The sequence below is a fragment of the Pseudonocardia sp. ICBG1293 genome (genome assembly GCF_020131355.1).
Taxonomy (GTDB): Bacteria; Actinomycetota; Actinomycetes; order Mycobacteriales; family Pseudonocardiaceae; genus Pseudonocardia.
Map to the genome: position 1 here is coordinate 235,825 of NZ_JAHLEL010000085.1, position 16,854 is coordinate 252,678.

Genomic DNA, 16,854 nt, shown 5'->3' on the forward strand with positions numbered 1-16,854 from the left:
CTCTACTCTGCCGACGACGGCGTCGGCGTGACGATCGGTACCTCGTAGGGCTGCGGGGTGCCGAACCGGTGCGCGGTGACCGACACGGCCTGCTCCCGCAGGAAGGTCAGCAGCTCGACCCGGCCCGCGGAGACGACCTCGCCGTCGAACACGGCGAGCGAGGGGGCGCCTCCGGTGGCCCCGATGATCTCGGCCGGGTCCGCGCCGACCAGCCGCACCCGACCGCCCTGCGCCGCGAGCGCGACCAGCTGGTCGCGCCAGGTCGCGGCGGCCTCCTGCCGGACCGCGACACCCAGCCCGTTCAGCGCGGTGCGCAGCGGCGCGGGCAGCGGCCCGGCCGTGCTGAGCCGCGTCGCCGCGCCCGCGCGCAGCCCGGCGGCGACCACGCGCAGCAGTGCGGCCGGTCGCTCGTCGCCGTACCGGACGGTGACCGGGACCGGGTGATAGCGCAGCACGTTGTGCTCGGAGACGAGACCGGTGGCGTCGCGGGCCACGCCGAACTCCTCGCCCCAGGCGTCGAGGTCGCAGCGCAGGGCGCCGGCCAGCCAGGCCCGTTCGTCGTCGGGGACGCCGGCGGTGGCGGCGGCCCGCAGGACGCGCGAGGCGAGGGCGTCGGCGGGGGCGTCGGCGGCGACCGGAGCGGGGTCGTCCGCCCACGTGCCGAAGCCGAGCAGGTAGTTCGGGCCGCCCGCCTTGGTGCCGGTGCCGACGGCCGACTTCTTCCAGCCGCCGAACGGCTGCCGCTGCACGATCGCACCCGTGATGCCGCGGTTGACGTAGAGGTTGCCGGCCTCGACGGTGCGCAGCCAGGTGTCGATCTCGTCGGTGTCCAGCGAGTACAGGCCGGAGGTGAGGCCGTACTCGATCCGGTTGACCAGCTCGATCGCCTCGTCCAGCGTGTCCACGGTCATGATGCCGAGCACGGGGCCGAAGTACTCGGTGAGGTGGAACTCCGATCCCGGCCGGACCCCCTCCCGGACGCCGGGGCGCCAGGTCGTGCCCGAGTCGTCGAGCTGCTGGGGTGCGATCACCCAGCGCTCCCCCTCCCCGAGCGTGGTCAGGGCGGAGAGCAGCTTCCCCGACGCGGGGCCGACCAGGGGGCCGACCTGGGACCGCGCGTCCCACGGAGCACCGACGTGCAGCGAGGTCACGGCGTCGAGGAGCTGCCCGCGGAACCGCTGCGACGTGGCGGCCGCACCGACCAGGATCACCAGGGACGCGGCCGAGCACTTCTGCCCGGCGTGCCCGAACGCCGACCGCGCGACGTCGCGGGCGGCCAGGTCGAGGTCCGCGCTCGGCGTCACGATCATCGCGTTCTTGCCGCTGGTCTCGGCCATGAGCGGCAGGTCGGGCCGCATCGAGCGGAACAGCTCGGCGGTCTCGTAGGCCCCGGTGAGGACCACCCGCTCCACGTCCGGGTGCGCGATCAGGTCCGCCCCCAGCTCGTGGTCGTCGAGCCCGACGAAGCGCAGGACCTCGCGCGGCACGCCGGCCTCCCACAGCGCCTCGGCGACGACCGCGGAACATCGCCGCGCCTCCGGCGCCGGCTTGAGGACGACGGGGGAGCCCGCGGCCAGCGCCGCCAGGGTCGAGCCGGTCGGGATCGCCACCGGGAAGTTCCAGGGCGGTGTCACCACGGTCAGCCCCGCCGGGGTGAACCGGGCGCCCGGCACCGTGTCCAGGCGGCGCCCGGCCTCGGCGTAGTAGTGCGCGAAGTCGACGGCCTCGCTGACCTCGGGGTCGCCCTGGTCGAGGAGCTTGCCGCACTCCGAGCCCATCACCTCGAGCAGCTCGGCCCGCCGGGACTGCAGGACGTCCCCGGCGCGGTGCAGGATCTCCGCCCGGCGTGCGGCGCCCAGCGCGCGCCACCCGGCACCGGCGTCGCGTGCTCCGGCCACGATCGCGTCGAGCTCGGCCCGGGTGGTGACCCAGGTGTCGGTGACGGTCCGCTCGCCCAGCCGGGAGTCGCGCATCCGGGCGCGGATCCCGGCGCCCCAGGCCCGGTTGGCCGCCACCGCGGTGTCGGTGTCCGGGGTGTTGACGAACCCGTCGGTCGGCGCGGGCGGCTCGGGCAGGGTGCGGTCCTGGACCCGGTTCGACCCCGGGACACCGGTGGGCATCGCCGCGACCGAGGCCAGGAACCGCCGGCGCTCACGGTCGAACAGCGCGGTGTCGCTGTCGATGTCGAAGACGGCGGACATGAAGTTCTCCTGGGACGCGCCCTCCTCCAGCCGCCGGATCAGGTACGCGATGGCGACGTCGAACTCCCCGGGGTGCACCACCGGGGTGTAGAGGAGCAGGGACCCGACGTCGGCCCGGACCGCGGCCGCCTGGGCGGTCGCCATGCCGAGCAGCATCTCGATCTCGATCGAGTCGGTGCACCCGCGGCGCTGGGCCAGCAACCAGGCCAGTGCGATGTCGAACAGGTTGTGTCCGGCGACCCCGATCCGCACCGCACGGGTGTGCTCGGGCCGCAGCGCGTAGTCGAGGACGGCCTTGTAGGAGGCGTCGGACTCCTCCTTGCTCGCGCAGGTGGCCTGCGGCCAGCCGTGGATCTCGGCGTCGACCCGCTCCATCGGCAGGTTGGCGCCCTTGACCACACGGACCTTCACCGGGGCGCCGCCGCGGGCGACGCGGGCCGCCGACCACTCCTGCAGCCGGATCATCGCGCCGAGCGCGTCGGGCAGGTAGGCCTGCAGGACGATCCCGGCCTCGAGGTCGAGGAACTCGGGGCGGTCCAGCAGGGTGGTGAAGACCGCGAACGTCAGGTCGAGGTCCTTGTACTCCTCCATGTCGAGGTTGAGGAACTTCGGACCGCCCGGCGCCGTGCGGGCGAGCCGGTAGAGCGGGGCCAGCGCCTCGACCGCGTCGGCGACGGCCTCGTCGAACGACCACGGGTCGTGCGGCGCGACGGTGGAGGACACCTTGATCGAGACGTAGTCGACGTCGTCGCGGGTGAGGAGCCTGCGGGTGCCCTCGACCCGGCGGGCCGCCTCGTGCGTACCGAGGATCGCCTCGCCCAGCAGGTTGATGTTGAGCCGGGTGCCCTCCTGGTTCCGCCGGATCCGCTGGATCGCCGGACCGAGCCGGCGCTCGGAGGCGTCCACGATCAGGTGCCGCACCATGCGGCGCAGTGAGGCCTTGGCGATCGGCACGACGACGCCCGGGGCCACCCGTCCGGCGACCGCGCCGGCCCTGATCGCGGTCCGCAACGGCCACGGCAGGACCCGGGGGATGATCGGGACCAGGGTCGCCAGGTGCCGGGCCGCCGCCCGGTGGTCCTCGGGACGGATCACCCCGTCCACGAAGCCGACGGTGAACGCCAGCCCGTTCGGGTCACCGAGGACCCCGGCCAGCCGGCGGGCGGAGGGGTCGACCGGCTCGCCCCGGCCGGTGTCGAGCCACCGCCGTACCAGTGCGATGGCCTCCTCCACCAGCCCGTCGTCGACGACCCTCCCCGGCAGCTCTCCCACGCTCATCAGCAGTTCCCTCCGCGTCCGTACCTCTCGGCGGTCGTCCCGCCGTCACGTCCGGACGAGAGTGGCAGGCCACACACTTCAGAAAAAGAGGCCAAACTCGAACAGTAAGAGCGCCCGGCAATTGATGGTTATCGGAGTCGACGGGTCGTGGGTCGGGTAGCGGCTGCGGGCACGGTTGATCCGCCGGCGGATCACGGTGAGCGCGGCGGCGAGGTTGAGGTAGAACTCGACGATGATCTTCCGGCGATCGGTGAACCGGCGCAGCTTGCCGTAGCCGTTCATCCAGGAGTGCGTGCGCTCGATGGGCCACCGTCGTCCTGCCTGGATCGGAGCCGGGACCCCCGTGGTCGCGATCTCGCCGGTGAAGCCCAGGGTGTGCAGCAGAGTACGGGTCTTGCCGGAGTCATAGCCGCGGTCCAGGTGCACGGTCGGGAACAGATCACCACCGTGGGCGGCGCGGTGGCGGGGCAGCGGGCCGATCATCGTCACGATGCCGGTCAAGGTCGGTTCCAGCAGGGGCGAGTCATGGTCGTTGGCTCGCGCCGCGACCAGGTGCAGCGGGATGCCCTGGTCATCGCAGGCCACGGACCGTTTCGTGCCCTGTTTGCCGCGGCCGACAGGGCTGCGGCCGGCCACCTCGCCTCCGCCTGGTGCCTTGGTGATCGATCCGTCGACCGCCAGACCTGAGTTGCACAGGTAGTCGGGGGTTGTGAGGTGTCGTTGCTGGTCAGCGGGCTGTGGGGTCGGGATCTGGGGCACTAATCGGTAGTCTCGGGTGGTGTTCGTCCGGAAGGTGAAGACGGCGTCCGGGGCGACGGCGGTGCAGATCGTGGAGAAGCGCCACGGGGTCCGGCGGATCGTCGCCCACGTCGGTTCCGCTCATGATGACGCCGAGCTCGCAGTGCTGATCGCCTCAGCGCGGGATCGCATCCATGCAGGTCAGCAGGCCCTCGACCTCGACGCCCCTGCCACCGGGGGCGCGGCGGGCGCGGTCGTGACCGGGTCGGCGAGCGAGGTCCTGTGGAACGTCCTGTGCGATGCCTACCGCCGGTTGGGGTTCGACCAGCTCGCCGACGAGGTGTTCCGGGCGCTCGTGCTCGCCAGGATCGTGGAGCCCACCAGCACCTCTGCCGCGGTCGGGGTCCTCGATGAACTCGGGGTGGTCGCGCCGCATCGCAACACCTTCACCGCGGCGCTGCGCCGCTGCAGTGACAAGGACTACCGGGCCGTCCTGGCCGCCGCCTGCACCGTGGCCTCGCGGGTGGGGGCGGCGTCGCTGGTGCTCTATGACGTGACCACGCTGCATTTCGAGGTCGAGCACGAGGACACGCTGCGCAAGGTAGGGATGAGCAAGGAACGCCGGGTCGACCCGCAGATCCAGGTCGGGCTGCTCGTCGACCCGTCCGGGTTCCCGCTCGAGGTCCGCTGCTTCGAGGGCAACAAGGCCGAGACGACCACTCTGCTACCCGTTCTGGAGGACTTCCGCAAACGGCACGACGTGAAGGACATGGTGGTCGTCGCCGATGCCGGAATGCTGTCCGCGTCGAACCTGAACGCGTTGGAGGACAACGGGTTCTCCTTCATCGTGGGGTCGAGGATCAGCAAGGCGCCCTACGATCTGGCCGCGCACGTCGAGCGTCACGGCAACGCCTTCGACGACGGCCAGGTCCTGGAGTCGCGCCGCGACATGGGGACAGGGAAGGCGAAACGGAGCCGGCGGGTCGTCTACCAGTACCGCTTCGCCCGCCACAAACACGATGACCGGGCGATCAACGCCATGGTCGACCGCGCGGAGAAGGTCGCCGCCGGCACCCGGCCGTTGAAGAAGGACCGCTTCGTCCGCATCGCCTCCACCGGCACCGAGGTCGACTGGGGCCTGGTCGAACGCGCCCGCCAGCTCGCCGGGTTGAAGGGCTACGTCACCAACCTGGCCGAGTCCACCATGGACGGGCACAAGGTCGTGGCCGCCTACCACGACCTGTGGCAGGTCGAGGCCAGCTTCCGCATGGCCAAGTCCGACCTGCGAGCCCGACCGATCTTCCACCGCGAACGCGACGCCATCGAAGCCCACCTCACCGTCGTCTTCGCCGCCCTCGCGGTCTCCCGACACCTCCAGGACGCGGCAGGCGTGACCATCAAGAAGCTGGTCACAGCCCTGCGCCCACTACGAACCGTCCGAGTCGACGTCGGCGGTCACCCGATCACCGCCGCCCCGCAGATCACCAGCGGCGCGCGTGCCATTCTCGACCGGCTCCCCACCATCACCGCGCCGGGGCACTAAGAGGTCGCGCGGATTGGTCACAGCTTGGCCGCGGTCGAGTGTCTGGGGGCGAGGGCGGGTACGGGCCTGCCGATCATGAAGTTATCTACGCTTCGTGATCGTCTGGAGGCCGCGTGCCCACCCTGCCATCATGGCTGACCGAGCCGTTGTGGGACCAGTTCACCGCGCTGCTGCCTCATCGAGACGAGTTCGATCCCACCCATCCGCTGGGCTGCCATCGCCGCCGGATCGCGGATCGGATCGTGTTCGACAAGCTCCTGCAGGTACTGCGGTTCGGCTGCTCGTATGAGGGCATCGCTGACAGCACCTGCTCGGCGACCACCATCCGCGATCGTCGTGACGAGTGGATCAGGCTCGGGGTCTTCGCCCAGCTGCGTCGGATCGTCCTGGACGCCTACGACCGCATCGTCGGTCTGCTGCTGCACGACATCGCCGTCGATGGCGCCATCACCAAGGCCCCCGGCGGCGGCGAGGTCGCCGGTCCGTCGCCGGTGGACCGGCGCAAACAGGGTATGAAACGTTCGGTGCTCGTCGAGGGATACGGCATCCCGCTGGGCCGAGTCCTGGCCGGAGCCAACCGGCACGACTCCCCGCTACTGGGCCCCACCCTCGACCGCCTCGATGCTCTCGGCCCGCTGCCCGACGACATCACCGTGCACCTCGACGCCGGCTATGACTCCGGCAAGACCCGCGACACGCTGGCCGAACGAGGCCTGCACGGCGAGATCGCGCACAAGGGTGAGAAAGCGCCGATCCAGGCCACCCGCCGCTGGCACGTCGAGCGGACCAACGCTTGGCACAACAGCTTCAACCGGCTGCAGCGCTGCTACGAACGACGAGAAATCGTCGTCGACGCGTTCTTCGACCTCGCCGACACGATCGTCACACTCCGTAGCTTGATTCGGCAGGCCTGGACCACACACCGCTGGAACGCCCGACCTGCACGACGTCCATGATCACCAACCAATCCGCGCGACCTCTAAGAGGTCGCGCGGATTGGTCACAGCTTGGCCGCGGTCGAGTGTCTGGGGGCGAGGGCGGGTACGGGCCTGCCGATCATGAAGTTATCTACGCTTCGTGATCGTCTGGAGGCCGCGTGCCCACCCTGCCATCATGGCTGACCGAGCCGTTGTGGGACCAGTTCACCGCGCTGCTGCCTCATCGAGACGAGTTCGATCCCACCCATCCGCTGGGCTGCCATCGCCGCCGGATCGCGGATCGGATCGTGTTCGACAAGCTCCTGCAGGTACTGCGGTTCGGCTGCTCGTATGAGGGCATCGCTGACAGCACCTGCTCGGCGACCACCATCCGCGATCGTCGTGACGAGTGGATCAGGCTCGGGGTCTTCGCCCAGCTGCGTCGGATCGTCCTGGACGCCTACGACCGCATCGTCGGTCTGCTGCTGCACGACATCGCCGTCGATGGCGCCATCACCAAGGCCCCCGGCGGCGGCGAGGTCGCCGGTCCGTCGCCGGTGGACCGGCGCAAACAGGGTATGAAACGTTCGGTGCTCGTCGAGGGATACGGCATCCCGCTGGGCCGAGTCCTGGCCGGAGCCAACCGGCACGACTCCCCGCTACTGGGCCCCACCCTCGACCGCCTCGATGCTCTCGGCCCGCTGCCCGACGACATCACCGTGCACCTCGACGCCGGCTATGACTCCGGCAAGACCCGCGACACGCTGGCCGAACGAGGCCTGCACGGCGAGATCGCGCACAAGGGTGAGAAAGCGCCGATCCAGGCCACCCGCCGCTGGCACGTCGAGCGGACCAACGCTTGGCACAACAGCTTCAACCGGCTGCAGCGCTGCTACGAACGACGAGAAATCGTCGTCGACGCGTTCTTCGACCTCGCCGACACGATCGTCACACTCCGTAGCTTGATTCGGCAGGCCTGGACCACACACCGCTGGAACGCCCGACCTGCACGACGTCCATGATCACCAACCAATCCGCGCGACCTCTAAGAGGTCATTTCAGAACGAGGTCGACGTGTCTGTTGTAGACGACAAGCGGCTATCTGACCTGCCGTTTGATCTGTCGTCGAGGGGTCAATGGAAACTCGACAAGTCGTTCTGAAACGACCTCTAAGAGGTCGTTTCAGAAGTCGGCGTGTCGGTCCTGTGTGGATCGGCGCTGGTAGCTGATCATGTCCGGTCGTGGCGCGGCGATCTTGTGTCGAGCGATTGGTGAGCGACGAGCTGTGGGCGCTGGTGGAGCCGCTGCTGCCCAAGCCGCGCAAGCACAAGCGGGGACGGACAGGCCGTCCGCGGGTGCCGGATCGGGCCGCTCTGGCCGGGATCGTGTTCGTGCTCAAGACCGGGATCAGCTGGAACGCGCTGCCCGCCGAGCTCGGCTGTGGGTCCGGAGTGACCTGCTGGCGGCGGCTACGGCAGTGGCAGCAGGCCGGGGTCTGGGCCCAGCTGCACCGGGTGATGCTCGACCGCCTCGCCCAGCAGGGCCTGCTGGACTGGTCGCGGGCGGCGGTGGACAGCGTGAGCGTGCGGGCCAAGCGCCGCGGCGAGGCCACCGGGCCCTCGCCGACCGATCGCGGGAAGGCGGGCAGCAAGTACCACGTGCTCTGCGACCGAGGCGGGCTCCCGCTGCATGCGCTGGTCACCGGGGCGAACGCCCACGACAGTCGGATGCTCGCCCCGCTGCTGGACACCAACCCCGGCGTCCGCGAACGGGCGGGACAGCCGGGGCGTCCGCGACGTCGGCCGGACAAGGTGCACGCCGACAAGGGCTACGACTATCCCCGCTGCCGCCGCTACCTGAGTGGGCGTGGGATCGGGGTGCGGATCGCCCGGCGCGGGATCGAGGACTCCACCCGGCTCGGGCGGGTCCGCTGGGTCGTCGAGCGCACCATGTCCTGGCTGCTGGACTTCCGCCGCCTCGCGCTGCGCTACGACCGCGCCGAATCCACGATCACCGCGCTGTTATCGCTGGCCTGCGCCCTGATCTGCCACCGCCGCCTCACCAAGCCGAAGCCGAAGCCGAAGTGATGGTCGACCCAGCCCTCGCTGAGGCACTCGCCTACGAGGTCGGGGCCAGCGGCCGCCAGGCCAGCCACTCCAAGGCCCGGTCGGCCTCGTCAGGGTCGAAGCGGTGCGGGTCGAACGGCCCGCCCGCCCACTCCAGGCGCTCGGCGCGGTCGGGATGGTCAGGGTCGGCGAGCACGGCCTGGAAGTCCTCATACCCCCCGATCCCGCCGACGTCCTCGGGCGGGCACGCCCCCTGCCCGGCGACGCATCGCGGATAGCACACTCCCGGCTCGACGGCCGCGACCGCCTCGACGGTGATCTCGTGGGCCCAGTTGTCACCGAAGTCGTAGACGTAACCGAACCGGTCACCAGCCTTGACCAGCCGAAACAGCTTCTCTTTCGTCTCGTCGGCGACATCCTGTCCGGGCCAGTCCGGGTCTGGGATCCCGTAGCGGCGCCCGACGATCTCGAACTCGTGCAGATGAGAGTTCGTCCAGCCCATCACTGACTGCACCACCTCGTGTAACACCGCCAAGTCGACCTCGCCCGGCACCTGCACCCGACGCCGGACCGCCGGCACCACCTCGGTCAGGACGATCTCCAACTCGAAAATCTTCGTCTTCTCAGACACACGAGGCGCGACCATCAGCCGATGCTGCCAGCCCCGCCGTCACCGGCAGAACCGGGCCCACCACTTCTGAAACGACGTCTAAGAGGTCATTTCAGAACGAGGTCGACGTGTCTGTTGTAGACGACAAGCGGCTATCTGACCTGCCGTTTGATCTGTCGTCGAGGGGTCAATGGAAACTCGACAAGTCGTTCTGAAACGACCTCTAAGAGCGTCCGGCGATTGATGGTTATCGGAGTCGACGGGTCGTGGGTCGGGTTGTCCAGCGGTAGCGGCTGCGGGCATGGTTGATCAGCCGGCGGATCACGGTGAGCGCGGCGGCGAGGTTGAGGTAGAACTCGACGATGATCTTCCGGCGATCGGTGAACCGGCGCAGCTTGCCGTAGCCGTTCATCCAGGAATGGGTGCGCTCGACCGGCCACCGCTTACCGACCTGGATCGGGGCGGGCCGGCCCTTGGTGGCGATCTGTGCGTCGAACCCGAGTCGTTCGAGCAGATCGCGGGTCTTGCCTGAGTCATAGCCCCGGTCCAGGTGCAGGCACGGTCGCTCGGGCAGCGGCCCGATCATGTCGTAGATCCCGATCAGGGTCGGTTTCAGCAACGGCGAGTCGTGGTCATTGGCGCGGGCGCTGATCAGGTGCAGCGGGATCCCCGCACCGTCGCAGACCACGGAGCGTTTGGTGCCCTGTTTGCCCCGGTCGACCGGGTTACAGCCGGCGACCTCGCCACCGCAGGGAGCCTTGGTGATCGCTCCGTCGGCAGACAGATCGTCGAGGTCGAGACCGATCATCTGGTCATAGCCGGCCAGCGCGGCCCGAAGGACCTGCTCCCCGACGCCGGCGGCGGCCCACTGGGCGAGACGGCGGCGGATCGTGCGGTCCGAGCAGCCGGGGGTGGCAATGCGTTCGTAGCCGCTGCCGTGCACCAACGCCGCGAGCACGTGCTCGAACACCAGGCGGTCGGGGATACGGCGGCGGTGACATCCCCACGGATGGGCCGGGTCGAACTCCGGGCGCCGCTCTGCCTCGATCAGGGCAGCGAACTCGACCCAGAGGGGGTCGATCAGCGATTCTGGCAATAGAGGCACGGACCCTCCAGGCGACCATCAGGACATCAGCAATCCCATGATCACTTGCAGGTCCGTGTCTCTACCAACACCGACACACGGCCACCTCTACTGCCGGACGCTCTAATATTCGGATCTTCCGAATTATTGACGAGGGAGTAGCCCGATGTGGGATCTGCACCGGCTCCGGCTGCTGCACGAGCTGCGGCTGCGCGAGACCGTCACCGCGGTCGCCCGGACCCTGGACTACAGCCTGTCGAGCGTGTCGCAGCAGCTCGCGAAGCTGGAGGACGAGGTGGGTGTGCGGCTGCTCGAACCGGACGGCCGCCGGCTGCGGCTGGCCCCGGAGGGGCTGCGGGTCGCGGCCCACGCGGCCCGGGTACTCGACCTGGAGGAGGACGTCCGCAGCGAGCTGCAGGCCGGGCTCCCGGTGGCCGAGACGGTGCGCATCGCCAGCCTGGAGTCCACGGCGCGGGCGTTGGTCCCGCACGCGCTGACCGCGCTGCGGGAGACCGCCCCGCACCTGCGGCTGGAGGCCGCGGTCGTCCCTCCGGAGACCGGGCTGGCGGAGCTGGAGGCGCGCGGCTACGACATCGCGGTCGCCGAGCAGTACCCGGGTCACACCCGCGAGCACCGTGATCTGCTCGACCGGACGAGCCTGGGGCACGACCCGGTGCGCCTGGTCGTGCCGCGGGACGCGGCCGTGACCGACCTGGCCGGCGCGGCCGGGCTCCCGTGGGTCATGGAGCCGGAGGGCACGGCGGCGCGGTACTGGGCCGTGCAGCAGTGCCGGGCCGCCGGCTTCGAACCGGACATCCGTTTCGACTCGGCGAGTCTGGACGTGCACGTCCACCTGATCCGGGCGGGGCACGCGGCCGGTCTGCTCCCCGACCTGGTCTGGACCGGGGACCGCAGCGGGGTCCGCACGATCGCGCTGCCCGGCCCGTCGCACCGGGAGCTGTTCACCTCGGTCCGCCGGACGACGCGGGACAGGCCGTCGATCCGTGCGGTGCGCGCCGCGCTGTCCCGGGCGTTCGACGCCCTCGGTCCCCCGCAGCCGGACCGGCCCGGAGGGGGCGCCGGGGCGCCGGCGCGGCCGGACGTCGCCGACCCGGCCGGTCGGTCACCGAGCGTGTCTCCGCGCCCGCTGTGAGCCATGTCTCGATCGGGCCGTCCATTCCGGCCCCGACGTAGATCACATGTGATCTGCGTCGTACTCTCTGGCGACCACCGCACCCGAGGGTGCGGCGGGTGTTCACGAGGACACGACGTCGTGTCAGGTCTCTTCGGCGTCGTCGAGACGACAGGAGCTCCCGTACGTGTCATCCACCACTGACGCGTCCACCGGCCGGGCCACCATCGCCGCGCGCACCCTGCGCACGGACCGGTGGTGGCTTCCCCCGCTGGCCACCTTCGTGGCGTTCGTCGCCTGGGTCGCGTACGCGACGGTGCGGGCGTTCATGCAGAACCACTACTTCGTCCCGGAGTACGGGTACCTGACGCCGTTCTACTCGCCGTGCGTCTCGACGGGATGCGTCGAGGAGGCGTCGCACTTCGGCCGGTTCCTGCCCGACGTCTGGTGGCTGCCCTACGCGGCGGTCTCCCTGCCGTTCCTGCTGCTGTTCCGGCTGACCTGCTACTACTACCGCAAGGCCTACTACCGGGCGTTCTGGCTGTCCCCGCCGGCGTGCGCGGTCGCCGAACCGCACCGGCGCTACACCGGCGAGACGCGGTTCCCGCTGATCCTGCAGAACGCGCACCGGTACTTCTTCTACATCGCCGGGATCATCACGCTGATCAACGCCTACGACGCGGTGCTGGCCTTCGCCAAGCCCGGCGGCGGGTTCGGCCTGGGTCTGGGCAACATCATCCTGGTCGCCAACGTGGTGCTGCTGTTCGGCTACACGCTCTCGTGCCACTCGTGCCGCAGCGCCGTCGGCGGGCGGCTCAACCACTTCTCGAAGCACCCGGTCCGCTACAGGCTGTGGACCCAGGTCTCCAAGCTGAACACGAGGCACAACCAGTTCGCGTGGGCGACGCTGGTGAGCCTCGCCGTCACCGACTTCTACGTCATGGCCGTCTCCGCCGGCTGGATCTCCGACCTGCGGATCGTGGGGTGAACTCGAACATGACCGACGAGCAGATCGAGCGCCACGACTACGACGTCGTCGTCATCGGGGCCGGCGGTGCCGGTCTCCGCGCGGCGATCGAGGCCCGGATGCAGGGCAAGCGGACGGCGATCATCTCCAAGTCGCTGTTCGGCAAGGCGCACACGGTGATGGCCGAGGGCGGCTGCGCCGCGTCGATGGGCAACGCCAACCCGAACGACAACTGGCAGGTCCACTACCGCGACACGATGCGCGGCGGGAAGTTCCTCAACAACTGGCGGATGGCCGAGCTGCACGCCAAGGAGGCCCCGGACCGGGTCTGGGAGCTCGAGACCTACGGAGCGCTGTTCGACCGCACGAAGGACGGGAAGATCAGCCAGCGCAACTTCGGCGGGCACACCTACCCGCGGCTGGCGCACGTCGGCGACCGCACCGGCCTGGAGCTGATCCGGACCCTGCAGCAGAAGGTGGTCTCGCTGCAGCAGGAGGACCTGGCCGAGACCGGTGACGCCGAGTCCCGGATCCGGGTGTTCCACGAGTGCACGGTCACCGAGCTGTTCACCACCGACGGCGCGATCTCGGGCTGCTTCGGGTACTTCCGCGGCGACGGCCGGTTCGTGCGCTTCGACGCGCCCGCGATCGTGCTCGCCACCGGCGGGGTGGGGAAGAGCTACTCGGTCACGTCGAACTCCTGGGAGTACACCGGCGACGGCCACGCGCTGGCCCTGCGCGCCGGCGCGACGCTGATCAACATGGAGTTCCTGCAGTTCCACCCGACCGGCATGGTGTGGCCGCCGTCGGTGCGGGGCCTGCTGGTCACCGAGTCCGTCCGCGGCGACGGCGGCGTGCTGCGCAACACCGAGGGCACCCGGTTCATGTTCGACTACGTGCCGGACGTGTTCAAGGAGCAGTACGCGACCTCCGAGGAGGAGGGCGACCGCTGGTACACCGACCCGGACAACAACCGGCGCCCGCCCGAGCTGCTGCCCCGCGACGAGGTGGCCCGGGCCATCAACTCCGAGGTGAAGGCCGGCCGGGGCACCGAGCACGGTGGGGTGTTCCTCGACGTGTCCACCCGGCTCAAGCCCGAGGAGATCCTCAAGCGGCTGCCGTCGATGCACCACCAGTTCAAGGAGCTGGCCGACGTCGACATCACGAAGGAGCCGATGGAGGTCGGCCCGACCTGCCACTACGTGATGGGCGGGGTGGAGGTCGAGCCGGACACCGCGATGTCGAAGGTCCCCGGCCTGTTCGCCGCGGGCGAGGTCGCGGGCGGCATGCACGGCTCGAACCGGCTCGGCGGCAACTCGCTGTCGGACCTGCTGGTGTTCGGCAGGCGCGCCGGGCTGCACGCCGCACAGCACGCGGACCGGGGGCGCCCGGCCGTCGCCGAGGCCGACGTGACCGCGGCGCTGGAACGGGCGATGCTGCCGTTCTCCAGCGCGACCGCGGGCGGGGAGAACCCGTTCGTGGTGCAGCAGGAGCTGCAGAAGACGATGCACGAGCTCGTCGGGATCATCCGCAAGGGCGACGAGATGGAGCTCGCGCTCAAGAAGCTCGAGGACATCGCCACCCGCACCCGCACCGTCTCGGTGGAGGGGCACCGCCGGTTCAACCCGGGCTGGCACCTGGCCCTGGACCTGCGCAACATGCTGCTCGTGGCGCTGTGCACCGGCAAGGCCGCACTGGAGCGCCAGGAGTCCCGGGGCGGGCACACCCGCGACGACTTCCCGGTCATGGACTCGGACTGGCGGCACCTGCTGCTGGTCTGTCGGGCCATCGGCGAGGACGACGTGGAGCTGACCCGCCAGGAGCAGCTCCCGATGCGGCCGGACCTGTTCGACCTGTTCGAGATGGACGAGCTGAAGAAGTACTACACGGGGGACGAGCTGGGCGGTCACCGTGCGGACTCCGCGGAGGGGAACCAGTGAGCGGTCACCTGCACCACTTCCGCGTCTGGCGCGGCGACGACACCAAGGGCGAGCTGGTCGACTACCCGGTGGAGGTGAACGAGGGCGAGGTCGTCCTCGACGTCATCCACCGGCTGCAGGCCACCGAGGCCGGCGACCTGGCCGTGCGGTGGAACTGCAAGGCGGGCAAGTGCGGCTCGTGCTCGGCGGAGATCAACGGCCGGCCGCGGCTGATGTGCATGACCCGGATGAACACCTTCGACGACGACGAGATCGTCACGGTCACGCCGCTGCGCAGCTTCCCGGTGATCCGCGACCTGGTGACCGACGTGTCGTTCAACTACACCAAGGCCCGCGAGATCCCCAGCTTCACCCCGCCCGAGGGCGTCGCACCGGGGGAGTACCGGATGGCGCAGGTCGACGTCGAGCGGAGCCAGGAGTTCCGCAAGTGCATCGAGTGCTACCTGTGCCAGAACACCTGCCACGTGGTCCGGGACCACGAGGAGAACAAGGAGGCGTTCGCCGGGCCGCGCTACCTGATGCGGATGGCCGAGCTGGACATGCACCCGCTCGACGCGCACGGCAACCGCGCCGCCGAGGCCCAGGAGGAGCACGGGCTGGGGTTCTGCAACATCACCAAGTGCTGCACCGAGGTCTGCCCCGAGCACATCAAGATCACCGACAACGCGCTCATCCCGCTCAAGGAGCGCGCGGTGGACCGCAAGTACGACCCGCTGGTCTGGCTGGGCGACAAGATCTTCCGTCGCAGCGGGAGCTGAGCGCGCCCCCGCGCCCCGGCGGCGGCCGCCGCACCCGACGCACGGGGTGCGGGGTCCGCGCCGGGGGTGCGACGGGCGGCTCAGCCCCCCATCGACCGGCGGATCTCGGCGAGCCGCTCCGCCGCCCTGCGCTCGCGGTCGGCGAACGCGTCGTGGGCCTCCGCGGCGCGTGCGTCGCCGCCCGCGAGCTCCTCGGCGGCGGCCGCGGTCGCGGCGCGGCCCTCGATCCGGTCGCGCACGTAGGAGAACGTGGGGACGCCGTCGTCGGTGTAGTCGGTGACCGGTTCGACCGGGTCGGGAACGGCAGCTCCGGGCAGGACGGGGGCGGGCACAGCAGGGGCGGGCCCGGTGTCGGTGGGCACGGCGGTGTCGGGTACGCGGGTGTCGGGCGCGGCCGGGTCGGGGACGGCGGGCGGGCGGATCGGGTCGTCGCTCATCGGGCCTCCTCGGGATCGCCGTCGACGGTAGGCGATGAGTCGGCCGCGCGGGGGCGGTCGTACCCGGTATGACCACGTTCGCGCTCGTCCCCGGGGCGGGGACCGACACCTGGTACCTGGGGCCGCTGGCCGCGGAGCTGACCCGCCGCGGGCACCGTCCGGTGCCGGTCGAGCTGCCCTGCGACGACGACACCGCCCGGCTGGAGGACTACGCCGACGCGGTCGTGGCCGCGGTCGGGGACACCGACGGGGACCTGGTGGTCGTCGCGCACTCCTTCGGCGGGTTCAGCGCGCCGCTGGTGTGCGACCGGGTGGCGGTCCGCGAGCTCGTGCTGGTGACGGCGATGGTGCCGTCGCCCGGCGAGTCCGCGGCGCAGTGGGGCGAGGCGACCGGCTCCGCGGCGGCCCTGGCCGAGCAGGACGCCCGTGACGGCCGCGACCCCGACGACGTCGTCGCGCTCTTCTACCACGACGTCGACGAGACGGTCGCGAACGAGGCGCTGCGCCACGAGCGCGACCAGTCCGCCACCCCCTGGGACCAGCCGTGGCCGCGGGAAGCCTGGCCGGAGGTGCCGACCCGCTACCTGCTGTGCCGCGAGGACAAGCTGTTCCCGGCCGCATTCGTCCGCACGATGCTCGCCCGGCGGCTGCGCGGCGTGGTCCCGGAGATGGTCCCCGGCGGGCACCACCCGATGCTGTCGCACCCCCGGGAGCTGGCCGCGGCGCTGCTCGGGCGGTGACGGCGCGCGGTGCCGGCGCGGTGGCGGCGCGATGCCGGCGGATGCTGCCGGCGGGCGATGATGGTGGCGTGCGTACGCGGATCCGGGAGCTCGTGGTGGTGCACGACGCGGCGTGCGCGCCGTGCTCGCGGATCGCGCAGGAGCTGCCGGGCTGCGTGACCGTCCGGGTGCGGGCGCGGTCCTGCCGCGAGCCGCGCCTGGCCGAGATCTACCCGAACCTGCCGGCCGCCGTCGCGGCCTGCGGCACGCCGGCGGTCGGGGTCCTGCGCACCGACGGGCAGGTCCGCTGGTGGACCGGGCTGCGCGGGGTGGTCGGGCTCGCGCCGGTCCTGCGCCCGGGGGCGCTGCCGGTCGCGGTGCGCCTGCTGCGGGAGGCGGCCGCGGTGCGGCGGTAGCGGCCCGCCCCGGTGGGCCGAGGGCCGGCGCACCGGAGATCCTGGTCG

General features: G+C 70.8%; 14 protein-coding genes and 1 pseudogene. 10 read left to right on the forward strand and 5 right to left on the reverse strand.

The annotated features are described in order from the left end of the window. Nucleotides 1–2: 2 nt before the first annotated feature. Complete coding sequence (locus KPF47_RS37805; RefSeq protein WP_224393127.1) at nt 3–3,479, reverse strand: bifunctional proline dehydrogenase/L-glutamate gamma-semialdehyde dehydrogenase; 3,477 nt, start codon at nt 3,477–3,479, stop codon at nt 3–5. 128 nt (nt 3,480–3,607) lie between these two features. Further along, nucleotides 3,608–4,160 (reverse strand): annotated as a pseudogene (locus KPF47_RS37810) (transposase); the annotation flags it as partial. A 94-nt stretch (nt 4,161–4,254) separates the two neighbouring features. Here KPF47_RS37810 and KPF47_RS37815 point away from each other — a divergent pair. The 4 genes from KPF47_RS37815 (at nt 4,255) to KPF47_RS37830 (ending at nt 8,764) form a co-directional block, all read left to right on the forward strand. Continuing rightward, nucleotides 4,255–5,760: an IS1634 family transposase gene (locus KPF47_RS37815; protein WP_374108799.1), complete on the forward strand. Its 1,506-nt coding sequence runs from the start codon at nt 4,255–4,257 to the stop codon at nt 5,758–5,760. Between the two features lie 113 nt (nt 5,761–5,873). Next, on the forward strand, nt 5,874–6,716 hold the full coding sequence (locus tag KPF47_RS37820) for an IS5 family transposase (protein ID WP_224386276.1): 843 nt from the start codon (nt 5,874–5,876) through the stop codon (nt 6,714–6,716). A 140-nt stretch (nt 6,717–6,856) separates the two neighbouring features. Next, a complete protein-coding gene (locus tag KPF47_RS37825; RefSeq protein WP_224386276.1) occupies nt 6,857–7,699 on the forward strand; it encodes an IS5 family transposase in 843 nt (280 codons plus the stop codon). A 219-nt stretch (nt 7,700–7,918) separates the two neighbouring features. Beyond that, nucleotides 7,919–8,764: an IS5 family transposase gene (locus tag KPF47_RS37830; RefSeq protein WP_224386382.1), complete on the forward strand. Its 846-nt coding sequence runs from the start codon at nt 7,919–7,921 to the stop codon at nt 8,762–8,764. 31 nt (nt 8,765–8,795) lie between these two features. Here the strand turns inward: KPF47_RS37830 and KPF47_RS37835 are convergent, their stop codons facing one another. Both KPF47_RS37835 and KPF47_RS37840 read right to left on the reverse strand, forming a co-directional pair. Continuing rightward, nucleotides 8,796–9,389: a plasmid pRiA4b ORF-3 family protein gene (locus tag KPF47_RS37835; RefSeq protein WP_224386178.1), complete on the reverse strand. Its 594-nt coding sequence runs from the start codon at nt 9,387–9,389 to the stop codon at nt 8,796–8,798. Nucleotides 9,390–9,600: 211 nt separating this feature from the next. After that, nucleotides 9,601–10,458 (reverse strand): IS5 family transposase, encoded by an 858-nt coding sequence (locus KPF47_RS37840; RefSeq protein ID WP_224390441.1) that lies wholly within the window; start codon nt 10,456–10,458, stop codon nt 9,601–9,603. Between the two features lie 145 nt (nt 10,459–10,603). On the opposite strand from KPF47_RS37840, the gene KPF47_RS37845 reads away from it, so the two are divergent. From KPF47_RS37845 to KPF47_RS37860, 4 genes are all read left to right on the forward strand, one after another. Next, entirely contained in the window at nt 10,604–11,590 is a 987-nt protein-coding gene (locus KPF47_RS37845; protein ID WP_224393128.1) for a LysR family transcriptional regulator, read from the forward strand. 166 nt (nt 11,591–11,756) lie between these two features. Further along, nucleotides 11,757–12,557, forward strand: a complete 801-nt coding sequence (locus tag KPF47_RS37850) for a hypothetical protein (RefSeq protein ID WP_224393129.1) — start codon at nt 11,757–11,759, stop codon at nt 12,555–12,557. A gap of 8 nt (nt 12,558–12,565) precedes the next feature. Further along, nucleotides 12,566–14,476: a fumarate reductase/succinate dehydrogenase flavoprotein subunit gene (locus KPF47_RS37855; protein ID WP_224393130.1), complete on the forward strand. Its 1,911-nt coding sequence runs from the start codon at nt 12,566–12,568 to the stop codon at nt 14,474–14,476. Further along, nucleotides 14,473–15,234 carry a succinate dehydrogenase/fumarate reductase iron-sulfur subunit gene (locus KPF47_RS37860; protein WP_224393131.1) on the forward strand — a complete coding sequence of 254 codons (762 nt, stop codon included), beginning with the start codon at nt 14,473–14,475 and terminating at the stop codon, nt 15,232–15,234. Before KPF47_RS37855 ends, KPF47_RS37860 begins: the two co-directional genes overlap by 4 nt. 80 nt (nt 15,235–15,314) lie before the next feature. Here the strand turns inward: KPF47_RS37860 and KPF47_RS37865 are convergent, their stop codons facing one another. After that, nucleotides 15,315–15,671 (reverse strand): hypothetical protein, encoded by a 357-nt coding sequence (locus KPF47_RS37865; protein ID WP_224393132.1) that lies wholly within the window; start codon nt 15,669–15,671, stop codon nt 15,315–15,317. A 68-nt stretch (nt 15,672–15,739) separates the two neighbouring features. On the opposite strand from KPF47_RS37865, the gene KPF47_RS37870 reads away from it, so the two are divergent. Then, nucleotides 15,740–16,411 (forward strand): alpha/beta hydrolase, encoded by a 672-nt coding sequence (locus tag KPF47_RS37870; protein ID WP_224393133.1) that lies wholly within the window; start codon nt 15,740–15,742, stop codon nt 16,409–16,411. Between the two features lie 68 nt (nt 16,412–16,479). Continuing rightward, complete coding sequence (locus tag KPF47_RS37875) at nt 16,480–16,806, forward strand: hypothetical protein (RefSeq protein WP_224393134.1); 327 nt, start codon at nt 16,480–16,482, stop codon at nt 16,804–16,806. Nucleotides 16,807–16,854: the final 48 nt, after the last annotated feature.

Coding starts and splice junctions, on each gene's coding strand:
- KPF47_RS37805 (WP_224393127.1), bottom strand. CDS start 3,479: ATGAGCGTGGGAGAGCTGCCGGGGAGGGTCGTCGACGACGGGCTGGTG.
- KPF47_RS37835 (WP_224386178.1), bottom strand. CDS start 9,389: ATGGTCGCGCCTCGTGTGTCTGAGAAGACGAAGATTTTCGAGTTGGAG.
- KPF47_RS37845 (WP_224393128.1), top strand. CDS start 10,604: ATGTGGGATCTGCACCGGCTCCGGCTGCTGCACGAGCTGCGGCTGCGC.
- KPF47_RS37855 (WP_224393130.1), top strand. CDS start 12,566: ATGACCGACGAGCAGATCGAGCGCCACGACTACGACGTCGTCGTCATC.
- KPF47_RS37865 (WP_224393132.1), bottom strand. CDS start 15,671: ATGAGCGACGACCCGATCCGCCCGCCCGCCGTCCCCGACCCGGCCGCG.
- KPF47_RS37870 (WP_224393133.1), top strand. CDS start 15,740: ATGACCACGTTCGCGCTCGTCCCCGGGGCGGGGACCGACACCTGGTAC.